Raw genomic sequence first — 18467 nt, forward strand, 5'->3', positions numbered from 1 at the left:
AGGGGAGGCGCTGATGAAAATTTTAGTGACAGGGGGCGCGGGCTTCATTGGCTCGGCCGTGGTGCGGTTTCTGATTGAAGAGACCGAATGTGAAGTGATCAACGTCGACAAACTGACCTACGCCGGCAACCTTGAATCGCTGGCCGATGTGTCCGATTCGCCGCGTTACCGTTTCTGCCAGGTCGACATCTGCGACAAGCCGGCGCTGGACGAACTGTTCGCGCGCCTGCAACCGGATGCGGTGATGCACCTGGCCGCCGAGTCCCACGTGGACCGCTCGATCGATGGTCCGCAAGCCTTCATCGAAACCAACATCGTCGGCACCTACACGATGCTCGAAGCGGCGCGTGGTTACTGGAACCGACTGGACGCGGCGCGACAGGCGGCGTTCCGTTTCCATCACATTTCCACCGATGAAGTGTATGGCGACCTGGAACCCGAAGATCCGGCGTTCACCGAGCGCACGCCGTATGCGCCCAGTTCGCCGTACTCGGCGACCAAGGCCGGTTCCGATCATCTGGTCCGCGCCTGGCATCGCACCTTTGGCCTGCCGGTGGTGATGAGCAATTGCTCGAACAATTACGGGCCGTATCACTTCCCGGAAAAACTGATTCCTCACGTCATTCTCAATGCGCTGCAAGGCAAGCCGTTGCCGGTGTACGGCGATGGCGCACAAATACGCGACTGGCTGTTCGTCGAAGATCACGCCCGCGCACTGTATGCGGTGGTCACGCGCGGTGAGGTCGGGCAGACCTACAACATCGGCGGCCACAACGAGAAGACCAACCTGGAAGTGGTGCACACCCTGTGCGATTTACTTGAGGCACGCGGCGCGGAGAAGCCGGCAGGCGTTGCGCACTTCCGCGACCTGATCACCTTCGTCAAGGATCGTCCGGGCCACGACAAACGCTATGCCGTCGATGCCGGGAAAATCCACGCAACGCTGGGCTGGACGCCGCAGGAAACCTTCGAAAGCGGCATGCAGAAAACCGTCGACTGGTACCTGGACAACCGCGCCTGGTGGGTGCGGGTGATGTCCGGTGCCTACGCGCTGGAGCGCCTCGGCGAGCAACGCGACGAAGCCCTCGTGGCCTGAACATTCAGTCATTCAAATCTCACTGCTTGAAAGGAAAAAAGCATGGCCAAGTACAAAGGAATTCTGCTGGCAGGCGGCGCCGGTTCGCGGCTGCACCCGATCACCCTGGGCGTCTCGAAACAGTCGCTGCCGGTGTATGACAAACCGATGATCTACTACCCGCTGTCGGTGCTGATGCTGGCGGAAATCCGCGAGATCCTGATCATCTCCACCCCGGAAGATCTGCCGGGCTTCCAGCGCATGCTCGGCGACGGCAGCCAGTTGGGCCTGAGCCTGAGCTACGCGGTGCAACCGAGCCCGGACGGTCTCGCTCAAGCGTTCATCATCGGTCGCGAATTCGTCGGTGAAGACAACGTCTGCCTGGTGCTCGGCGACAACATTTTCTACGGCGCCGGCTTCGGCGAAACCCTGCTGCTAGCGGCGGCGCGTGATGAAGGCGCTACGGTGTTCGGTTACTACGTGGCCGATCCCGAGCGCTTTGGCGTGGTGGAATTCGATGCTGCCGGCAAGGCCTTGAGCATCTGCGAAAAACCGAGCGATCCGAAGTCCAACTATGCCGTCACCGGCCTGTATTTCTACGACAACGAAGTGCTGAAGATTGCCGCCGACATCAAGCCATCGCCGCGAGGTGAACTGGAGATTACCGATGTCAACAACGTCTATCTGCAACGCGGGAAATTGAACGTATCGGTGATGGGTCGTGGGATGGCCTGGCTGGATACCGGAACCCACGATGCGTTGATTGAGGCCGGCAATTTCGTGCAGGCCATCGAGAAACGCCAGGGCCTGAAAATCGCCTGCCTCGAAGAGATCGCCTACAACAAGGGCTGGATCGACGACGCGCAGTTGCTGGTGCACGCGGGCAGCATGAGCAAGACCGGTTACGGTCAGTATCTGGCGCGTTTGATCCACGATGACGTGGTGGTGGCGATGGATGCGCAGCGCCCGTTGAAAGGCGCTGCCTGATCAAGTGTGGGAGTGAGCGTGCTCGCTCCCACAGGTTCAGTGGCCGGTCACGCTGTCGAGTTGTGCAGCTTTGGCCGTGGCGTGCGGATCGGCCGACAGGGTTTGCAACCGGGCCAGGCGATTGGCATGTGTCGGCGCTTCGGCCGCCAGCGGCGAGCGGCGTTTGCGGGTTTCTTCACGCAGCACCGGCAAGACTTCCTTGCCGAACATGTCGAGTTGTTCCAGCACGGTCTTCAGCGGAATGCCGCCATGGTCGAACAGGAACAGCTGGCGCTGATAGTCGCCGAAGTACTCGCGGAAGGTCAGGGTCTTGTCGATGATTTCCTGGGGGCTGCCAACCGCCAGCGGGGTCATCTCCATGAACTCTTCCAAGGATGGACCGTGGCCATACACCGGGGCGTTGTCGAAGTAGGGGCGGAATTCACGGCGTGCATCCTGCGAGTTGCGGCGCATGAAAATATGTCCGCCGAGGCCGACGATCGCCTGCTCCGGCGTGCCGTGACCGTAATGGGCAAACCGCGCGCGGTAGAACTCGACCAGCGCCATGAAATGCTCACGGGGCCAGAGGATGTGGCTGGCGAAAAAACCGTCGCCGTAATACGCGGCCTGTTCGGCGATTTCCGGGGTGCGGATCGAGCCGTGCCAGACGAAGGGCGGCAGGTCATCGAGGGGCCTGGGGATCGAGGTGAAGTTTTTCAGCGGGGTGCGAAAGCGTCCGCTCCAGTTGAGGTCTTCTTCGCGCCAGAGCCGGTGCAGCAGGCGATAGTTTTCCATCGCCAATGGCAGGCCGTCGGCGATGCTCTTGCCGAACCAGGGATAGACCGGCGCGGTGTTGCCCCGGCCGAGCATCAGGTCCATGCGGCCGCCGCAGAGGTTTTGCAGCAGCGAATATTCTTCGGCCAGACGCACCGGATCGTTGGTGCTGATCAGGGTGGTAGACGTCGAGAGAATGATGCGTTGGGTCTTGGCTGCGATGTAGGCCAGCAGCGTGGTGGGAGAGGAGGTGATGAACGGGGGATTGTGGTGCTCGCCGGTGGCGAACACGTCCAGCCCGATGTCTTCGGCCTTCTGCGCAATTTGCAGGGTGGCCTGGATGCGCTCGGATTCGCTGGGGGTACGGGCGTTGGTAGGGTCTTGTGTGACGTCGCCAACGGTGTAGATCCCGAATTGCATAAAGCCTCCTTGCCTTGGGTAAAGGTGTGTTTGAAACCCTTGCCGCGAAGAATGAATCGTCGCGGCACTTGAAATGTACGCCTGTACACGTACAATCGCAATTCTGCATCATCGTCTGAACGGCTTTGAACACCTCATCGAGAGAGGAACGCGACATGGAACTGGGATTTATCGGTCTGGGCACGATGGGCGCACCGATGGTGCTGAACCTGCTGAAAGCCGGGCATCGGGTCCGCGTGTGGAATCGTTCGTCGGCACCGCTGGAAGCACTGGCCAAGGCCGGCGCCGAACCTGTCGAGACACCGGCGCTGGCGGCGAAGGCCGAGGTGCTGATTTCCATGCTCGGCGATGACACGGCAATCCGCTCGGTGTTCTTCGACGCCAAGGCGCTGGACGGTCTGCAGGCCGGCAGCGTGCACGTCAACATGTCCACGGTGTCCGTGGCGCTGGCCAGAGAACTGGCGACCGTGCATGAAGCACGCGGCGTCGGTTACGTGTCGGCACCGGTGCTGGGGCGGGTCGATGTGGCGGCTGCCGGCAATCTGAACATTCTCGCCTCCGGGCCCGCCGAAGCACTGGACCGGGTGCAGCCGCTGTTCGATGTGCTGGGGCGCAAGACCTGGACGCTCGGCGACACGGCTGAAGTGGCTTGCGCCGCCAAACTGTCGGCCAATCTGATGATCGCCTCGGCAATCGAATCCATGGCCGAAGCCTCGACCCTGGCCGGCGGCTACGGTATCAGTCGCGAGGCGTTCATCGAGATGATCACCTCGACCCTGTTCGCCATGCCGGTCTATCAGGGCTACGGCAAGCTGATGGTCGATGAAAAATTCGAGCCGGCCGGTTTCAAATTGTCGCTGGGTCTCAAGGACGTACGGCTGGCGCTGGAAGCCGGTGAAGCGGCGCAGGTGCCGCTGCCGTTTGCCAGCGTGTTGAAGGACAACCTGCTGGACGGCATGGCCCATGGTCAGGCCGATCAGGACTGGGCCTCACTGTCGAAAGTCAGTGACCGGCGCGCCGGCGTGAAGTAATCAAAAGATTCAAGCAACGTAACTTGTTCGCAAGTTACGTTGACCTCTTGCGCCTTGCGTAATTGTCGGACAGTGATTGCTCTTTTACTGGGAAATGAAAGAAGTCTGATAATAGTGCTTGTAAAATGTACGACTGTAGACGTACATTTTTATCGGGGTTTAACAACAATAAAAAGTTCTGTCTGTTTTTTCGTCTGCTGATCGTAAATAAATAATAGCTAGGAGCCGTTATGAAAAATCTAATGCAATGGAACAGCCTTCCCTCCGAATCCAATGAATGGCTCGAGAAGGTGCGTGCACTGAATCCGCTGATTATTCAGCACCGCGATTACAGCGAGCAGACAAATGCGACGCACAAGGATGTGATGTCCCGATTCTTCAAGGAGGGTTTTGGCCGCACCTCGGTGTCCAAGGCGTTTGGCGGGTCCCAGGTCGATATCCAGACCACCTCCGCCCTGCTGCTGGAATTCGCCCGGTTTGACGCCTCGCTGTCCTGGCAGCTGGCGGTGCAAGTGGCGATGGGGCGCCTGTCGGATTACCTGCCGGAAGCCACTTCCGAAGCGATCTACAACCGCTGCGACGGTTTTGTGATCGGCGCCATCCACTCCGGCGGCGAAGCGCTGCCGATGGGCGACGAGTACCTGCTGAGCGGCAAATGGGCGTTCGCCAGTGGCTCGGCCCACGCCGACTGGCTGGTCTGCACCGCCACGGTCAAGGGCACCGAAAACAACACCACCCCGGAAGTGCGGATGTTCTTCGTGCCCGCCAGTCAGTGCACCATCCTGCCGACCTGGGACACCCTGGGCATGCGCGGCACCGGCAGCCATCACTTCCAGTGCTCCAGCGTGATCGTCCACAAGTCCTTCTCGCTGGATGTCGAAACCCTCAAGCAATCCCCCGAAGCGCGCAGCTCCCGGGCCTATGCCACCGGTTACTACGAGTTCGGCACCCTGGCGGCGATGTCCACCGTGCTCGGCGTGGCCCGGGCTGCGGTCGATCACTTCCGCAATGACCGCGCCGTGAACACCGACCCGGGCCTGGAAGGGGTGATCTTCGAGAAGACCGGTCGCGCCATCTCCGCGGTACACACCGCACAACTGCTGCTGGAAGATGCTATCCATCAGGTGATCAACCGGGGTGAAACCATCGGCGAACCGGTCAGCGCCCGCGTCGGCCTGGCAGCCTCGGTGCTGACCGAGAACTCGGTCAATGCGGTCAACCAGATCTACTCGATGGCCGGTTCCAAAGCCGTCTACAAGTCGCACTTTCTGGAGCGTTGCTTCCGCGATATCCACACCGGTTCGAAACACTTCACCCTTTCGCCTTTGAACTTGCACGGTATCGGCAAGTATTACCTGGATAAAACCAACGTACTGGCCGCGGCGTAACAACGGATAAATAAAGCGGGCGCGTTTACAAGTGAAAGTTCACAAGGATCGATAACGCGCCCGCCTTAAGTTGCACCTTTATTTTCTTAAAACTCAAACTTTTGTGCTCGCAGCAAAGAGTCAAGGGAGTGCCACATGCTTGCTCGAAACATTATCAAGTCGCTGATCTTTATTATTCTTGTGGTGGTGTTGTCTGCTGCACTGGGCTGGCGTTTCTGGTCGCCGCCACCGGCGGCGGCCGAGCAACGGATTCCCAGCACCCGGGTCGGTCTGGCCGTGGTCAAGAAACAACCGTACACCTACTACCTCGAAGCCATCGGCAAACTCGAAGCCCAGCGTCAGGTGCTGGTGTCGGCTGAAGTCAGCGGCAAAGTGGTGGACATCGATTTCGAGTCCGGCGATGAAGTGAAGGCGGGGCAAGTGCTGCTCAAGCTCAACGATGCGCCGGAGCAAGGCGAACTGGTTCGCCTTAAAGGCGAGTACGAATCGGCCAAGGCCCAGTTCGCCCGGGTCCAGGAACTGGCCAAGACCGGCGCCGAAAGCCGTCGCGCCTTCGACAGTGCCCGCGCTCAATACGACGCGGCCAAAGGCGACATGGAGCGCATGCAGGCGCAGATCGCCCAACGGCACATTCGTGCGCCGTTCGCCGGCACCCTCGGCATTCGCCAGGCGCACCTGGGCCAATACCTGCAGGCCGGCAGCGCGGTGGCAACCCTGACCGATCCGGGCGTGCTGCGCGTCAACTTCACCCTCGCCGAGCGCGATGGCTCGCAAGTGCAACTGGGCCAGACCGTGCAGGCCAAGGTCGATGCCTGGGGTGATGTGACCTTCGCCGGCAAGATCGTCGCGGTCGATCCGCAGATCAACCAGTCCCACACCATCAACGTGCAAGCGGTCATTACCGACACGCAAAAACGCCTGCGTCCCGGCATGTACGCACGGGTCTCGGTGACCCTGCCGCAGACCGCCGAGCTGCTGATTCCGGAAACCGCGATCACCTACAACGCCTACGGCGAGAGCGTGTTCTCGGTCTACACCGACGAAGCCGGCGTGCAGAAGGTCAAGCGCGAAAGCATCAAGGTCGGCGAGCGCCGCGATGGCTGGGCGGTGGTCGACAAGGGCCTGACCGAGGGCGTGCAGGTGGTGACGTCCGGCCAGCTCAAGCTCCACGACGGCGTGGCGGTGGAAGGCGTGCCGGACACGATTGCTCTTAAACTCAGTGGGCTGGAAAAATGAATTTCACCGACCTCTTTCTTCGCCGCCCGGTGCTGGCCGTGGTGGTCAGCACGCTGATCCTGCTGTTCGGGGTGCGCGCGCTGATGAACCTGCCGATCCGCCAGTACCCGATGCTGGAGACGTCGACCATCACGGTCACGACCCAGTACCCCGGCGCCTCTTCGGAGCTGATGCAAGGCTTCGTCACGCAGCCGATCAGCCAGGCCGTGGCCTCGGTCGAGGGCATCGACTATCTGTCGTCGACTTCGACCCAGGGTCGCAGCCAGGTGACGATCCGCATGGCACTGAACAGTGACTCCATCGCGGCGCTGACCGAGGTCATGGCCAAGGTCAACCAGATCAAATACCGCTTGCCGAAGGACGCGTACGACCCGGTGGTGGAACGCACGTCCGGCGGCTTCACCAGCGTGGCCTACGTCGCGTTCGCCAGCTCCAACCTGACCATTCCGGAGATGTCCGACTACATCTCCCGCGTCGTCGAGCCGATGTTCGCCGGCATCGAAGGCGTGGCCAAGATCAACATCATGGGCGAGCAGAAACTGTCCATGCGCCTGTGGCTCGACCCGCAGCGTCTGGCCGGTTACGGCATGACCGGGCAGGACGTTTCGGCGGCCATCGAGGGCAACAACTTTCAGGCGGCTCCGGGTCAGGTCAAAGGCCTGTACGTGGTCAGCAACCTGCGGGTCAACACCGACCTGAACAGCGTCGAAGATTTCCGCGACATGGTGCTGCGCAACGACAACGGCCACATCATCCGTGTGCGTGACGTCGGCACCGTGGAGCTGAACGCCGCCTCCACCGACACCAGCGGCGCGATGAGCGATGTGCCGGCGCTGTTCCTCGGTCTGGACGCGGCACCGACCGGCAACCCGCTGGTCATCGTCAAACGTGTGCGTGAATTGCTGCCGCAGATCCAGGAAACCCTGCCGCCGGGCGTGACCGTGCAGATCCCGTTCGAAGTGGCGCACTTCATTCAGTCGTCGATCGACGAGGTGAGCTACACCCTGCTCGAAGCGTTGGTGATCGTGGTGCTGGTGATTTACCTGTGCCTGGGCACGTTCCGCACCGTGCTGATTCCGCTGGTGACCATCCCGCTGTCGATGCTCGGCGCGGCGATGCTGATGCAGATGTTCGGCTTCAGCCTCAACCTGCTGACCCTGCTTGCCATGGTGCTCGCCATCGGGCTGGTGGTGGACGACGCCATCGTCGTGGTGGAGAACGTTCACCGTCACATCGAAGAGGGCAAGACGCCGTTCGACGCCGCGCTGATCGGCGCCCGTGAAGTGGCCGGTCCGGTGGTGGCGATGACCTTCACCCTGGCGGCGGTGTATGCGCCGATCGGTCTGATGGGCGGCCTTACCGGCACGCTGTTCAAGGAGTTCGCGCTGACCTTGGCCGGTGCCGTGGTGATTTCCGGCATCGTCGCCCTGACCCTGTCGCCGATCATGAGTACCCGTCTGCTGGACGCGAAAACCAGCGAAGGCTTCATGGCGGTCAAGGCGGATCGATTCTTCCAGTATCTGTCCCGTCGTTATGGCGCACTGCTCGGCGGTTCGCTGGCGCGTCGCTGGATCAGCCTGAGCGTGGCGCTGGTGATCTTCTTCAGCCTGCCGTTCCTCTATCGCTCGGCGCAGACCGAACTGGCGCCGCTGGAAGACCAGAACATCCTGCTGACCGCGATCAAGGCACCACAGCACGCCAACCTGAACTACCTCGAAGCCTACGCACACGAGCTGTACAAGACCTTCAACGAAATCCCCGAGGGTTACAGCAACTGGGTGGCGAACGGTTCCGACGGTCTGTCCAACAGCGTCGGCGGGATCAACCTGGTGGACTGGGAAAAACGCGGCCGCGATGCCAACACCATCCAGCCCGACTTGCAGGCGCGGGTGAACCAGATCGAAGGCACGAGCATTTTCGTGTTCCAGATGCCGCCGTTGCCGGGCTCTACCGGTGGCCTGCCGGTGCAGATGGTGATCCGCAGCGATCAGGAATATCTGGCGCTGTACAACGTGATGGATCAGCTCAAGCAGGCGGCGCAGGCCAGCGGTCTGTTCGCGGTGGTCGACAGTGATCTGGACTTCAACAACCCGGTGGTGGAAATCCAGGTCGACCGGGCCAAGGCCAACGCTCTGGGCATCCGCATGCAGGACATCGGCGAAACGCTCAACAGCCTGATCGGCGAGAAGTACGTCAACCGGTTCTCGTTCCACGGCCGTTCCTATGACGTGATCCCGCAGTCTGTGTCGGCCGACCGGCTGACCCCGGAAACCCTGAAGCTGTACTACGTGAAGGATCAGAAGGGCAATCCGGTCCCGCTGTCGACACTGGCCACTCTCAGCGTCAAGGTCGAGCCGAATCGCCTGACCCAGTTCAACCAGCAGAACTCCGCCACGTTCCAGGCCATTCCGGCGCCGGGCGTGACCCTGGGTGATGCGGTGGGCTTCCTGCAAAAACAATCGGAAGGCTTCCCGGCCGGCTTCAGTTTCGACTGGCAGTCCGACGCCCGCCAATACGTGCAGGAAGGCAACAGCCTGGCGTTCACCTTCGGCCTGGCCCTGGTGATCATCTATCTGGTGCTGAGCGTGCAATACGAGAGCTTCCGCGACCCGTTCATCATTCTGATCAGCGTGCCGTTGTCGATCTGCGGGGCTTTGGTGCCGCTGGCGCTGGGCATGACTTCGATGAACATCTACACCCAGATCGGCCTGATCACGCTGATCGGTCTGATCAGTAAGCACGGGATCCTGATGGTCGCGTTCGCCAACGAGTTGCAGCGCCAGCAAGGCATGGACCGCGTGCAAGCCATTCAGCATGCCGCGCAGGTGCGGCTGCGACCGATCCTGATGACCACTGCGGCAATGGTGGTCGGCCTCGCGCCGCTGTTGTTCGCCAGCGGTGCCGGCGCCAACAGCCGCTTCGGCCTGGGCCTGGTGATTGTGGTGGGGATGCTGATCGGCACCTTGTTCACCCTGTTCATTCTGCCGTCGGTGTACACGCTGCTCAGTTCGATCAAGCAACCGAGCCATGCACCCGAAGCCGAGCCGGCCGGTGTGCCGCAACCCATCCTGTGAGGACGTGACATGCATTCGATTACACGTTTGATGCTGGCGCCGCTGGCGGCGTCCATTCTGTTGGCGGCGGGTTGTGTGAACTACGCCGGGATCGATCATCAGGGCAAATTGCTGGCGGTCGGCGATGCGCCGTCCGACAGCCTGAAAGACAAACTGCCACCGGCCCAATGGCCGCGTGCGGACTGGTGGACATCGCTGGGCGATCCACGTCTGGGTGCTCTTATCGAAGAGGCTTACGCCAGCAACCCGGACTTGCAGGAAGTCGCTGCCCGGGTCGCGAAAGCCAACGCATTTCTCGACCTGCGCGACGCCGAGCGTTATCCGGAAATGGACGCGTCGGCGGGTGTCACTCGCGGTCGGCTGTCGCGCTTTGAGGACTACAGCGGCGAGGGCCACAAGTATTTCACCGCACGCAATCTGGCGGTCAATTTCGGCTACACCTTCGACCTCTGGGGTGGCCAGCGTGCCGCGTGGGAGTCGGCGCTCAACAGCGCAAGGGCGGCGGAAGTCGACCTGCAATCGTCGCGGCTGATTCTCGCGACCAATGTGGTCAAGGCTTACAACCAGTTGGCGTATGCGTGGCAGGTGTCGGAGCTCAACCAGCGCGATCTCGAACGCTTGAGCAAACTGGTTGACCTGACGGATTCACGTTACGGCTCGGGCCTCGACAACCTGTCGCAACTCAAGCAGGTGCAGAGCCTCAAGGCGCGTTCGGAATCGACCCTGATCGGCGCCAACGAAGACATTGAAATTGCTCGTCTCCAGTTGTCGGCGCTGATCGGCAAAGGCGTTGATCGTGCGCACACGCTCGAGCGCCCATCGAATCTGCAAGCCAGTGTGGTGGCCTTGCCGGCGCAGTTGCCAGCCCAGTTGTTGGGCCGTCGTCCGGACATCGTCGCTGCGCGTTGGCGAGTGGAGGCCGAGACTAAAAACGTCGAGGCGGTGAAGACCACGTTCTACCCGAACGTCAATCTGGTGGCGGCGGCGGGTTCTCATGCGCTGACGGGAGATGCGCTGTTCGCCGGGGTCAGCAAGTTCTGGAATGTGGCGCCGACGGTGTCGCTGCCGATCTTCGATGCCGGGCGCCTGCGCTCGGATCTCAAGGCCGGCAATGCCGAACTCGACAGCTCCATCGCGCAGTACAACCGGGTGCTGAATTCGGCCCTGCACGAGGTGGCGATTTCGGTGACGCAGTTGCGTTCGTTCGAGCAGCAGATAGTCGTGCAGCGCGATGCCTGTGCGATTGCCCAGTCGTCTTACGATCTGTCGCAGTCGCGCTACAAGGCCGGCGAGGACACGTTCCTCGATGCGCTTAACATCGAGCAACAATTGATTCAGGACGAAATGCGCCTGGCCTTCCTCAACAGCAAGCACATCGACAGTTCGGTTTCGTTGATGGCAGCGCTGGGCGGCGGGTTCCAGGCGCCCGCGCGGGAGACAGCGCAGAGCAGCGATTTGTAGTTGTTTTGCGGGACGCCGCCTCCGGGGCGGCTGTCGCGGGGAAAAAACATCTTGTGTATAGTCTTACTGTTCTCGTATAGACGAATACAAGCCGGATTTTTCCCGCCTATATCATCAAGGGTACCTACCTATGAACGTCCCGAATCATCCCAATCAGGATCAGATCCTTCTGGAAAATGTGCTGTCCGCATTGGGAAGCCCGCTGCGCCTGACCGTGTTGAAAGTATTGGCCGATGGCCAGGAACATCCATGCGGCCGGATCCTCAAGGGCGCATCGAAGTCGACCATGACCCACCACTGGCGGGTTCTGCGCGACAGCGGTCTGATTTGGCAGCGCCCTTACGGTCGGGAAAACCTGCTGTCCTTGCGTCGTGAAGACATGGACGTGCGTTTTCCGGGATTGCTCGACTCGCTGCTGTCGGCGGTCAAGACCGATGAACAGACCATCAGCGTCATCAGCAAACACGAAGTGACCGAAGAAAACGGAGCCGAGTGACAGACACCGCCGGTGAAGGGTTGGCCTTCCACGGCAACCAACAATTCACCATCACCAGGAAGGTGTGAGCGGGTATGGATACAAGTCATTACTGGTCATCGCAACCGCTGTCGGAATTGACCGGCTCCGAGCATCACTGGCTGTTTTTGCCCGGGGCACTGACCCCACGTCTGAAAGCCATGGGCGATTATTCAATCGAAGTCGTCGAGCAGTCCCATGGCCCGCTCAATCCTGAAGAAGCGCAAGCGCTGAACGTGCCGCCGGCCACCCTCGGCTGGGTGCGTGAGGTGGTGATGAAGCTCGATGGCGAAGCCTGCGTCACCGCGCGCAGCCTGACCAGCGTGCCGGCACTGAATGGCGACTGGGCGGATCTGAACGGCTATGGTCGTCGACCGCTCGCCGAGATTCTCTACACGTCGGAGCAGACCCTGCGCGAGCCTTTCCAATGTGCCTTGCTGCCGCCCGGTGCGCCGTTGGCCGCGCTGTCCTATCGCTACGCGCCGCAAGCCGAACGTCTGTTGGCCCGGCGTTCGCGTTTCACCCGCAATGGTTCGGCGCTGCTGGTCAGCGAGTGCTTTCTGCCAGCGTTCTGGGCTCGGGTCGAGTACGCTCAGGCGCTCAAGTCGGCCTGATGAAATGAAACCTGCGGAAGCGAACCCCCGCAGGTTTTTTTTCGCCGGTTTTTCAGAGCCGGATCACCGCTTCGATTTGCTTGATGGCTGGCGTCAGCGCTTGCGCCAGTTGCTCGGCTTTCGAGGTCGGGCGCATGGTTCTCGACGAGCGCAGAAACAACGGATCGTCGAAGCGCTTGCGCAGCCGTGCCAGCGATCCGCTGATGGCGGGTTGTTTGACGTGCAGACGTTCGGCCGTGCGGGACACGCTGCGTTCGCGGAACAGCACCAGGAAAATGATGATCAGGTTCAGGTCGATATCCGCGAAGTTGTCTTCATTGAATAGCATGGTTACATCCCTGTCATGACCCGCCGGCGTCAGCCGAGGCCAGCGGGTGTCTGGATCACTGCTCGGGTGCCAGGCGCAGTTCGTCGTTCAGACGGTAGTAACTGCGGTTGAAATAGACCAGGCCTTCCGTGGCCTCGCTGTGCTGCTGCAGTTCGAGGATTTCACAGTAGAAGATGCTGTGGGTGCCAACCTCGTCGACCTTGCTGACCCGGCAATCGAGGCTGACCAGCGCCTCTTCGATCACCGGCGAACCGGTTTTCAGGGTCTGGCAATTCACGCTGGAAAAGCGCTCTTGCATGCTCAACTGTCGATTAGCGAACGCCCCGGAGGTCGACTGGTGGTCGCCGGTCAGGACGTTCACGCACAGCACGCCATTGGTCTTGAAATGCTCGTGATTGGACGACGAGCGATTGACGCACACCAGCAGCGTGGGCGGTGAATCCGTTACGCTGCACACCGCGGATGCGGTAAAGCCGAAACGCCCCGCAGGGCCATCGGTCGTGACGATGGTGACGGCACTCCCCAGCATCGCCATTGCATTACGAAACTCCGTTGAATCAACCATCGCGTCACCTCATTCCATGTAGGTTTAATGGAGCCGATCCGTTCTTCCTTGTCCGTTGTCGTTGTGCGAAAACGGGTATCGGGCAACACGTTCGCTCTGGCGATATAGTACGTATGTATACGTACCTTGCAAGCTATTCCTTGTGCTTATTTTGTGGTCGATACGCTCGACAGGCATTGCTGTTGCGCGTGTTCAAGACTGGCCTCCAGCGCGCTCAATTCCTCTTGCTGTCGGCTGAGTTTCAACAGCTGCGCCGCGATCTCCTGTTGCTTGCCGGCAATCGCGCGGCGGGCTTTTTCATAAGGCGTCAGTTCGGGCTGGCCGGCAAAGATCGCCTGCAATTCCCTGAGGCGAAAACCCAGCGCCTGCGCGCATTTGATAAAGCTCAGCAGTTCGACCGTCTGCGGGTCGTAAACCCGGTATTTGCCCTGGCGCCGGGCCTCGGGCAGCAGGCCGATCGACTCGTAATGGCGGATGGTCTTGATCGTGGTTCCCGAACGCTGTGCGGCCTGGCCGATGTACATGTGCAAATCCCTTTTCTCCGTCAGCGGGCATGCGCACCAATAGCGGAAAACTCAATGGCGGGCAATCGATCCGGCCTGCTTCAGCCAGGTTTCGCGTTGATGGTCGCTGGCGCCGAGCACTGGCCCGAAGGTCAGCGTCCGGCGCGGTTCGATCCCGCAGAACGCCAATGTGTTCTTGCGCACTTCGTGCAGGCCGGGCATGCGATAGATCCAGCGGTAATACCAGGGCGGCGTGTCCATGGTGACCAGCAAATGGGCGCTGCGACCGTGCAGGAGTTTGTCGGGAAACGCTTTGCCCTCGCGATATTTGAACGCGAAGCCGGGGAGCAGGACCCGGTCGAAAAAACCTTTGAGCAGCGCCGGAATTCCACCCCACCAGATCGGGTACACCAGCGTCAGATGTTCGGCCCACAGCAGGTCGGCCTGAGCCTGGAGCAGATCCGGTTCAAGTGTCTGGGCTCGGCTGTAGCCGTCGCGCAGGACCGGGTCGAAATCGAGCTGGCCGAGGGGCAGTTGTCGCACCTCATGCCCGACCTCGCGGGCCGATTCCAAATAGCGTCCGGCCAGTGCCGCGCAAAAACTTTCGCTGGATGGATGGCCGAGAATCAGCAGAATCCGCTTGCCCATAATCACTGTCCTTGAAGAAGAAACCCCAAGGGTAAAGTCTGCCCCTCAGGGCAGAGTCAAGGCGTCGAGCAAGGCGCGGGCATAAGCGGGGAGGGCGGAGAAGTCCCGGGCACACAGCAACAGCTTGCGCCTGGCCCAGCCTTCATTCATCGGCAGGGTCTTGAAGGCTTGCGGCGCAGCGCGCTGAACCGCCGCCAGCGGCACGATGCCCAGACCGGCACCTCGGGCCACCATGCGCATCACGCCGTCGAAGCCATCGGCGCGGATGCGGATCTGCATCCGCGAGCCGTTGTGCAGCGCCTGCTCTTCCAGGTAAATCGCCAAAGCGCTGTCGGCCTGCAGCCCGACGAAGTCATGGCGCAGAGCGTCGCTGAAACTGACTCCGGTCGCGTCAGACAGCGGATGATCCAAAGGCAGAATCAGCACCAGCGGATCATCGCGAAAGGCTCGGGTCTGCAAGTCGGTGGTGTCGATCGCGTCGGACACAATGCCCAGATCCGCCGCGCCCTGACGCAAGGCATGGGTGATGCGGGCGCTGGGCAGTTCCTGCAGATCGATGTCGAGGTTTGGGTGCTCGCGCAGGAAATCCGCCAGCACCTCCGGCAGGTATTCGCTGAGTGCCGTGGTGTTGCACAGCAACCGCACCTGACCTTTGACGCCGCGGGCGTACTCGGCCAGATCCTGTTGTAGACGTTCCGCCTGTTGCAGCAACACCCGCGCATGTTGCGCCAGGGCTTTGCCGGCCGGCGTCGGCGTGACACCACGGCGCCCGCGCTCAAGAAGCTCGGTGCCCAGCGACGCTTCCATCGCCCGAATCCGCGCACTGGCCGCCGCCAGCGACAGGTGACTGCGTGCGGCGCCGGCGGTGATGTTGCCGCTGTCGATGATGTGCAAATAGAGGCGCAGGTCGGTGAGGTCGAAGTGCATGATGCGTGGCTCTTGCTGAGAGAGAGGCTGCCTCAGTGTATGACAGATTTTCAGTTCACCCGCGCAGGCGCACAGTATCGCCATGAACGCACTCGCAGATTTCTATCAAAACCTCGGCCTGGCCTTGTCGTTGCTGGTGATCGCGACCTTCGTCGTCGCCGGCATGATCAAGGGCGTGATCGGTCTCGGCCTGCCCACCGTCGCCATGGGTTTGCTCGGTCTGGCTATGGCACCGTCGCAGGCTGCGGCGTTGCTGATCATCCCGGCGACGCTCACCAACGTCTGGCAATTGGCGTTCGGCGGGCATTTGCAGGGGCTGGTGAAACGGCTGTGGCCTATGCTGCTGGCGATCTTCTTCGGCACGGCGGTCGGCACTTTGTGGATCGGCATGGCCGGCGGGCATTGGGTGGTGCGCGGGCTCGGCGCGGCGCTGTTGCTCTATGCGCTGAGTGGATTGTTTCTGCCGACGCTGAGTGTCAGTCGCCGCCATGAAACGTGGCTCGGCCCGCTGTGTGGCGTGATCACCGGCGTCATCACTTCGGCTACTGGTGTGTTCGTGATTCCCGCCGTTCCGTACATGCAGGCCCTGGGCTTGAGCCGCGATGAACTGGTGCAGGCGCTGGGCCTGTCCTTCACCGTGTCGACTCTGGCGCTGGCCGGTGGGTTGCTCTGGCGCGGCTCACTTGGCGGCGCAGAACTGAGCGCCTCACTGCTGGCGCTGATCCCGGCAGTGCTCGGCATGTGGCTCGGGCAATGGCTGCGTCAACGCATCAGCGCCGTGCTGTTCAAGCGGGTGTTTTTCATCGGTCTGGGCGCGCTCGGCGCCCATCTGCTGATCAGCGGCTAGCGGACGAATCGCTGAGCATTTCAATCGGGCGGATATCGAAATCCCGCTCCAGGTATTCCATGCGCTGGGCCAGAAACTGCTGCATGTGCGGCAGGTTCGAGTGCACGTCCAGATGCGCCTGGCTTTCCCAGATCTCGTAGAAGATGAACAGGCTCGGGTCTTCCTTGTCGCGCAGCATGTGGTACTCGATGCAGCCGGGTTCGGCGCGGCTCGGTTCGACATAAGCGCGGAAAAACGCTTCGAAAGCCTCGGCTTTTTCCGGGCGGGTCTTGGCGTGCAGGATGAAACCCTGGCGTTCGCTCATCGCAAAAAACTCCTCAGATTCAGATGGCGGCCAATCCTACGGCAACAATCGGCATTCGATTCGTGCGTTTTACTCAAATGAATTTTGCGCAACCGTTGCTTATTCCGCGCGAGGCGGATCGCTAATCTGCCGCCATTCAATTTTTCCCCTTCTCCATCCAGCGCTCTGCGCTGCGTATCGGAATCCGATCGAGGCTCTCCCATGAAAAAAGTGCTGTTGCTCAATGGCGGTAAAAAATTCGCCCACTCCGACGGTCGTTACAACACCACCCTGCACGAAGCCGCGCTGAGCGTGCTGGATCGCGGCGGTGTCGACGTCAAGACCACCTTCATCGACGAGGGCTACGACGTCGCCGAAGAAGTCGCCAAATTCCTCTGGGCCGACGTGATCATTTATCAGATGCCGGGCTGGTGGATGGGCGCACCGTGGACCGTGAAAAAGTACATCGACGAAGTCTTCACCGAAGGCCACGGTAGCCTCTACGCCAGCGACGGTCGCACCCGTTCCGACGCGTCGCAGAAGTACGGCAGCGGCGGTCTGATCCACGGCAAGCAGTACATGCTGTCGCTGACCTGGAACGCGCCGCAGCAGGCGTTCGATGATCCGACCGATTTCTTCGAAGCCAAAGGCGTGGACGCGGTGTACTTCCCGTTCCACAAGGCCAACGAGTTTCTTGGCATGACCGGCCTGCCGACGTTCCTCTGTGTGGACGTGATGAAGCGCCCGAACATCGAAGCGGATGTCGCGCGTTATGAGCAGCATCTGACCGAGGTGTTTGGCCTCAAGGCCTGACGCTCGGCTACTATCGAAGGCCTGAGCTTGCGCAGCAGGCCTTTCGATTCGAGGACACCCGTGAAAGCCAGATCCGATGAGTTGCAGATTTTCGTCTGCGTGATCGAATGCGGTTCGATCTCCGCCGCCGCCGAGCAGGTCGGACAGACGCCGTCGGCGGTCAGCCGCACGCTGTCGCGGCTGGAAGCCAAGCTCGACACCACGCTGATCAACCGCACCACACGGCGCATGGACCTGACCGAGGAGGGCAAGTATTTCTTCGAACAGGCCAAGCTGATCCTCGACCAGATGGACCAGCTCGAAGAGCGCCTGTCTTCGCGCCAGCAGACGCCATCAGGGCGACTGCGGATCAACGCCGCGTCGCCGTTCATGCTCCACGCCGTCGTGCCGTACATCGACGAATTCCGCCGGCTGTACCCGGAGATCCAGCTCGAACTCAACAGCAATGACCTGATCATTGACCTGCTGGAACAAAGCACCGACGTCGCCATCCGCATCGGCACACTCGCCGATTCGACGTTGCATGCCCGCTCGCTGGGTTGCAGTCCGCTGTTGATCGTCGCCAGCCCTGCGTATCTGGAAAAACATGGCGCACCGCTCCAGGTGGCCGATCTGAGCGAACACACCTTGCTCGGCTTCACCCAGAACGAAGGTCTTAACCAATGGCCGCTGCGCTATGTACACGGCGACCGCTGGCCGATCACTCCGGCGATCAGCGCCTCCAGCGGCGAGACGGTTCGCCATCTGGCGCTGGAGGGGCAGGGCATTGCCTGCCTCTCGCATTTCATGACCATCGACGACATTCGTGCCGGGCGCCTCAAGGTGTTGCTGGCGGAATTCAACAGCGGTTATCGCCAGCCGATCAACGCGGTGTACTACCGCAACTCGCAATTGGCGCTGCGCATCCAGTGCTTCCTCGACTTCATCCAGAGCAAACTGGCGGCTTACGCCAGCGCCGATTTCAAAGGCTGATTCGTGATCCCTGCGCAACAGTGATTTG

The 18467-nt window shown here is 61.1% G+C and carries 19 protein-coding genes; 12 read left to right on the forward strand and 7 right to left on the reverse strand.

Translation table 11 applies throughout. The features are described from left to right. Positions 1-13 precede the first annotated feature (13 nt). Both rfbB and rfbA read left to right on the forward strand, forming a co-directional pair. Positions 14-1096: a dTDP-glucose 4,6-dehydratase gene (gene rfbB / locus CAF74_RS14985; protein WP_085746839.1), complete on the forward strand. Its 1083-nt coding sequence runs from the start codon at positions 14-16 to the stop codon at positions 1094-1096. Between the two features lie 42 nt (positions 1097-1138). Continuing rightward, complete coding sequence (gene rfbA, locus CAF74_RS14990; protein ID WP_085746840.1) at positions 1139-2062, forward strand: glucose-1-phosphate thymidylyltransferase RfbA; 924 nt, start codon at positions 1139-1141, stop codon at positions 2060-2062. A 36-nt stretch (positions 2063-2098) separates the two neighbouring features. Here rfbA and CAF74_RS14995 read toward each other — a convergent pair whose 3' ends face one another. Continuing rightward, positions 2099-3235 carry an LLM class flavin-dependent oxidoreductase gene (locus CAF74_RS14995; RefSeq protein ID WP_085746841.1) on the reverse strand — a complete coding sequence of 379 codons (1137 nt, stop codon included), beginning with the start codon at positions 3233-3235 and terminating at the stop codon, positions 2099-2101. Positions 3236-3360: 125 nt separating this feature from the next. On the opposite strand from CAF74_RS14995, the gene CAF74_RS15000 reads away from it, so the two are divergent. The 7 genes from CAF74_RS15000 to CAF74_RS15030 all read left to right on the forward strand — a co-directional run bounded on the left by CAF74_RS15000 (position 3361) and on the right by CAF74_RS15030 (position 12553). After that, positions 3361-4266 carry an NAD(P)-dependent oxidoreductase gene (locus CAF74_RS15000; RefSeq protein WP_256578379.1) on the forward strand — a complete coding sequence of 302 codons (906 nt, stop codon included), beginning with the start codon at positions 3361-3363 and terminating at the stop codon, positions 4264-4266. A gap of 230 nt (positions 4267-4496) precedes the next feature. Further along, a complete protein-coding gene (locus CAF74_RS15005) occupies positions 4497-5654 on the forward strand; it encodes an oxidoreductase (RefSeq protein WP_085746843.1) in 1158 nt (385 codons plus the stop codon). Positions 5655-5789: 135 nt separating this feature from the next. Beyond that, positions 5790-6890 carry an efflux RND transporter periplasmic adaptor subunit gene (locus CAF74_RS15010; protein WP_085607993.1) on the forward strand — a complete coding sequence of 367 codons (1101 nt, stop codon included), beginning with the start codon at positions 5790-5792 and terminating at the stop codon, positions 6888-6890. Beyond that, entirely contained in the window at positions 6887-9964 is a 3078-nt protein-coding gene (locus CAF74_RS15015; protein WP_085746844.1) for a MexW/MexI family multidrug efflux RND transporter permease subunit, read from the forward strand. Before CAF74_RS15010 ends, CAF74_RS15015 begins: the two co-directional genes overlap by 4 nt. A gap of 9 nt (positions 9965-9973) precedes the next feature. Then, positions 9974-11425: an efflux transporter outer membrane subunit gene (locus CAF74_RS15020; RefSeq protein WP_085746845.1), complete on the forward strand. Its 1452-nt coding sequence runs from the start codon at positions 9974-9976 to the stop codon at positions 11423-11425. Between the two features lie 130 nt (positions 11426-11555). Continuing rightward, positions 11556-11921, forward strand: coding sequence for a helix-turn-helix transcriptional regulator (locus CAF74_RS15025; RefSeq protein ID WP_074691998.1), 366 nt, complete (start codon positions 11556-11558; stop codon positions 11919-11921). A gap of 74 nt (positions 11922-11995) precedes the next feature. Further along, positions 11996-12553 (forward strand): chorismate lyase, encoded by a 558-nt coding sequence (locus CAF74_RS15030; protein WP_085746846.1) that lies wholly within the window; start codon positions 11996-11998, stop codon positions 12551-12553. A 52-nt stretch (positions 12554-12605) separates the two neighbouring features. Here CAF74_RS15030 and CAF74_RS15035 read toward each other — a convergent pair whose 3' ends face one another. The 5 genes from CAF74_RS15035 to CAF74_RS15055 form a co-directional block, all read right to left on the reverse strand. Next, on the reverse strand, positions 12606-12881 hold the full coding sequence (locus tag CAF74_RS15035; RefSeq protein WP_007953837.1) for a LysR family transcriptional regulator: 276 nt from the start codon (positions 12879-12881) through the stop codon (positions 12606-12608). Between the two features lie 55 nt (positions 12882-12936). Next, a complete protein-coding gene (locus tag CAF74_RS15040; protein ID WP_007953834.1) occupies positions 12937-13446 on the reverse strand; it encodes a flavin reductase in 510 nt (169 codons plus the stop codon). 146 nt (positions 13447-13592) lie between these two features. Further along, positions 13593-13970, reverse strand: coding sequence for a MerR family transcriptional regulator (locus tag CAF74_RS15045; RefSeq protein WP_085746847.1), 378 nt, complete (start codon positions 13968-13970; stop codon positions 13593-13595). A gap of 51 nt (positions 13971-14021) precedes the next feature. Further along, positions 14022-14597: an NAD(P)H-dependent oxidoreductase gene (locus tag CAF74_RS15050; RefSeq protein ID WP_085746848.1), complete on the reverse strand. Its 576-nt coding sequence runs from the start codon at positions 14595-14597 to the stop codon at positions 14022-14024. Positions 14598-14642: 45 nt separating this feature from the next. Continuing rightward, positions 14643-15524: a LysR substrate-binding domain-containing protein gene (locus tag CAF74_RS15055; RefSeq protein WP_085746849.1), complete on the reverse strand. Its 882-nt coding sequence runs from the start codon at positions 15522-15524 to the stop codon at positions 14643-14645. Positions 15525-15606: 82 nt separating this feature from the next. Between CAF74_RS15055 and CAF74_RS15060 the strand changes: the two genes are divergently transcribed. After that, positions 15607-16371: a sulfite exporter TauE/SafE family protein gene (locus tag CAF74_RS15060; protein WP_085746850.1), complete on the forward strand. Its 765-nt coding sequence runs from the start codon at positions 15607-15609 to the stop codon at positions 16369-16371. Here CAF74_RS15060 and CAF74_RS15065 read toward each other — a convergent pair. Then, on the reverse strand, positions 16361-16675 hold the full coding sequence (locus tag CAF74_RS15065; RefSeq protein ID WP_085608002.1) for a putative quinol monooxygenase: 315 nt from the start codon (positions 16673-16675) through the stop codon (positions 16361-16363). The genes CAF74_RS15060 and CAF74_RS15065 overlap by 11 nt on opposite strands. Positions 16676-16876: 201 nt before the next feature. On the opposite strand from CAF74_RS15065, the gene CAF74_RS15070 reads away from it, so the two are divergent. Together CAF74_RS15070 and CAF74_RS15075 are read left to right on the forward strand one after the other, a co-directional pair. Further along, positions 16877-17467, forward strand: a complete 591-nt coding sequence (locus CAF74_RS15070; protein WP_085746851.1) for an NAD(P)H-dependent oxidoreductase — start codon at positions 16877-16879, stop codon at positions 17465-17467. A gap of 60 nt (positions 17468-17527) precedes the next feature. Continuing rightward, entirely contained in the window at positions 17528-18439 is a 912-nt protein-coding gene (locus CAF74_RS15075; protein ID WP_085746852.1) for a LysR family transcriptional regulator, read from the forward strand. Positions 18440-18467 lie beyond the last annotated feature (28 nt).

Origin of the sequence: Pseudomonas sp. R45(2017), from assembly GCF_002112305.1 — a bacterium.
In the GTDB taxonomy this organism is placed as follows: domain Bacteria; phylum Pseudomonadota; class Gammaproteobacteria; order Pseudomonadales; family Pseudomonadaceae; genus Aquipseudomonas; species Aquipseudomonas paraglycinae.

What these genes read in the sequence shown, in the direction of transcription:
- rfbB (WP_085746839.1), top strand. Translation starts at nt 14, where the DNA reads ATGAAAATTTTAGTGACAGGGGGCGCGGGCTTCATTGGCTCGGCCGTG.
- rfbA (WP_085746840.1), top strand. Translation starts at nt 1,139, where the DNA reads ATGGCCAAGTACAAAGGAATTCTGCTGGCAGGCGGCGCCGGTTCGCGG.
- CAF74_RS14995 (WP_085746841.1), bottom strand. Translation starts at nt 3,235, where the DNA reads ATGCAATTCGGGATCTACACCGTTGGCGACGTCACACAAGACCCTACC.
- CAF74_RS15005 (WP_085746843.1), top strand. Translation starts at nt 4,497, where the DNA reads ATGAAAAATCTAATGCAATGGAACAGCCTTCCCTCCGAATCCAATGAA.
- CAF74_RS15010 (WP_085607993.1), top strand. Translation starts at nt 5,790, where the DNA reads ATGCTTGCTCGAAACATTATCAAGTCGCTGATCTTTATTATTCTTGTG.
- CAF74_RS15015 (WP_085746844.1), top strand. Translation starts at nt 6,887, where the DNA reads ATGAATTTCACCGACCTCTTTCTTCGCCGCCCGGTGCTGGCCGTGGTG.
- CAF74_RS15020 (WP_085746845.1), top strand. Translation starts at nt 9,974, where the DNA reads ATGCATTCGATTACACGTTTGATGCTGGCGCCGCTGGCGGCGTCCATT.
- CAF74_RS15025 (WP_074691998.1), top strand. Translation starts at nt 11,556, where the DNA reads ATGAACGTCCCGAATCATCCCAATCAGGATCAGATCCTTCTGGAAAAT.
- CAF74_RS15030 (WP_085746846.1), top strand. Translation starts at nt 11,996, where the DNA reads ATGGATACAAGTCATTACTGGTCATCGCAACCGCTGTCGGAATTGACC.
- CAF74_RS15035 (WP_007953837.1), bottom strand. Translation starts at nt 12,881, where the DNA reads ATGCTATTCAATGAAGACAACTTCGCGGATATCGACCTGAACCTGATC.
- CAF74_RS15040 (WP_007953834.1), bottom strand. Translation starts at nt 13,446, where the DNA reads ATGGTTGATTCAACGGAGTTTCGTAATGCAATGGCGATGCTGGGGAGT.
- CAF74_RS15045 (WP_085746847.1), bottom strand. Translation starts at nt 13,970, where the DNA reads ATGTACATCGGCCAGGCCGCACAGCGTTCGGGAACCACGATCAAGACC.
- CAF74_RS15050 (WP_085746848.1), bottom strand. Translation starts at nt 14,597, where the DNA reads ATGGGCAAGCGGATTCTGCTGATTCTCGGCCATCCATCCAGCGAAAGT.
- CAF74_RS15055 (WP_085746849.1), bottom strand. Translation starts at nt 15,524, where the DNA reads ATGCACTTCGACCTCACCGACCTGCGCCTCTATTTGCACATCATCGAC.
- CAF74_RS15060 (WP_085746850.1), top strand. Translation starts at nt 15,607, where the DNA reads ATGAACGCACTCGCAGATTTCTATCAAAACCTCGGCCTGGCCTTGTCG.
- CAF74_RS15065 (WP_085608002.1), bottom strand. Translation starts at nt 16,675, where the DNA reads ATGAGCGAACGCCAGGGTTTCATCCTGCACGCCAAGACCCGCCCGGAA.
- CAF74_RS15070 (WP_085746851.1), top strand. Translation starts at nt 16,877, where the DNA reads ATGAAAAAAGTGCTGTTGCTCAATGGCGGTAAAAAATTCGCCCACTCC.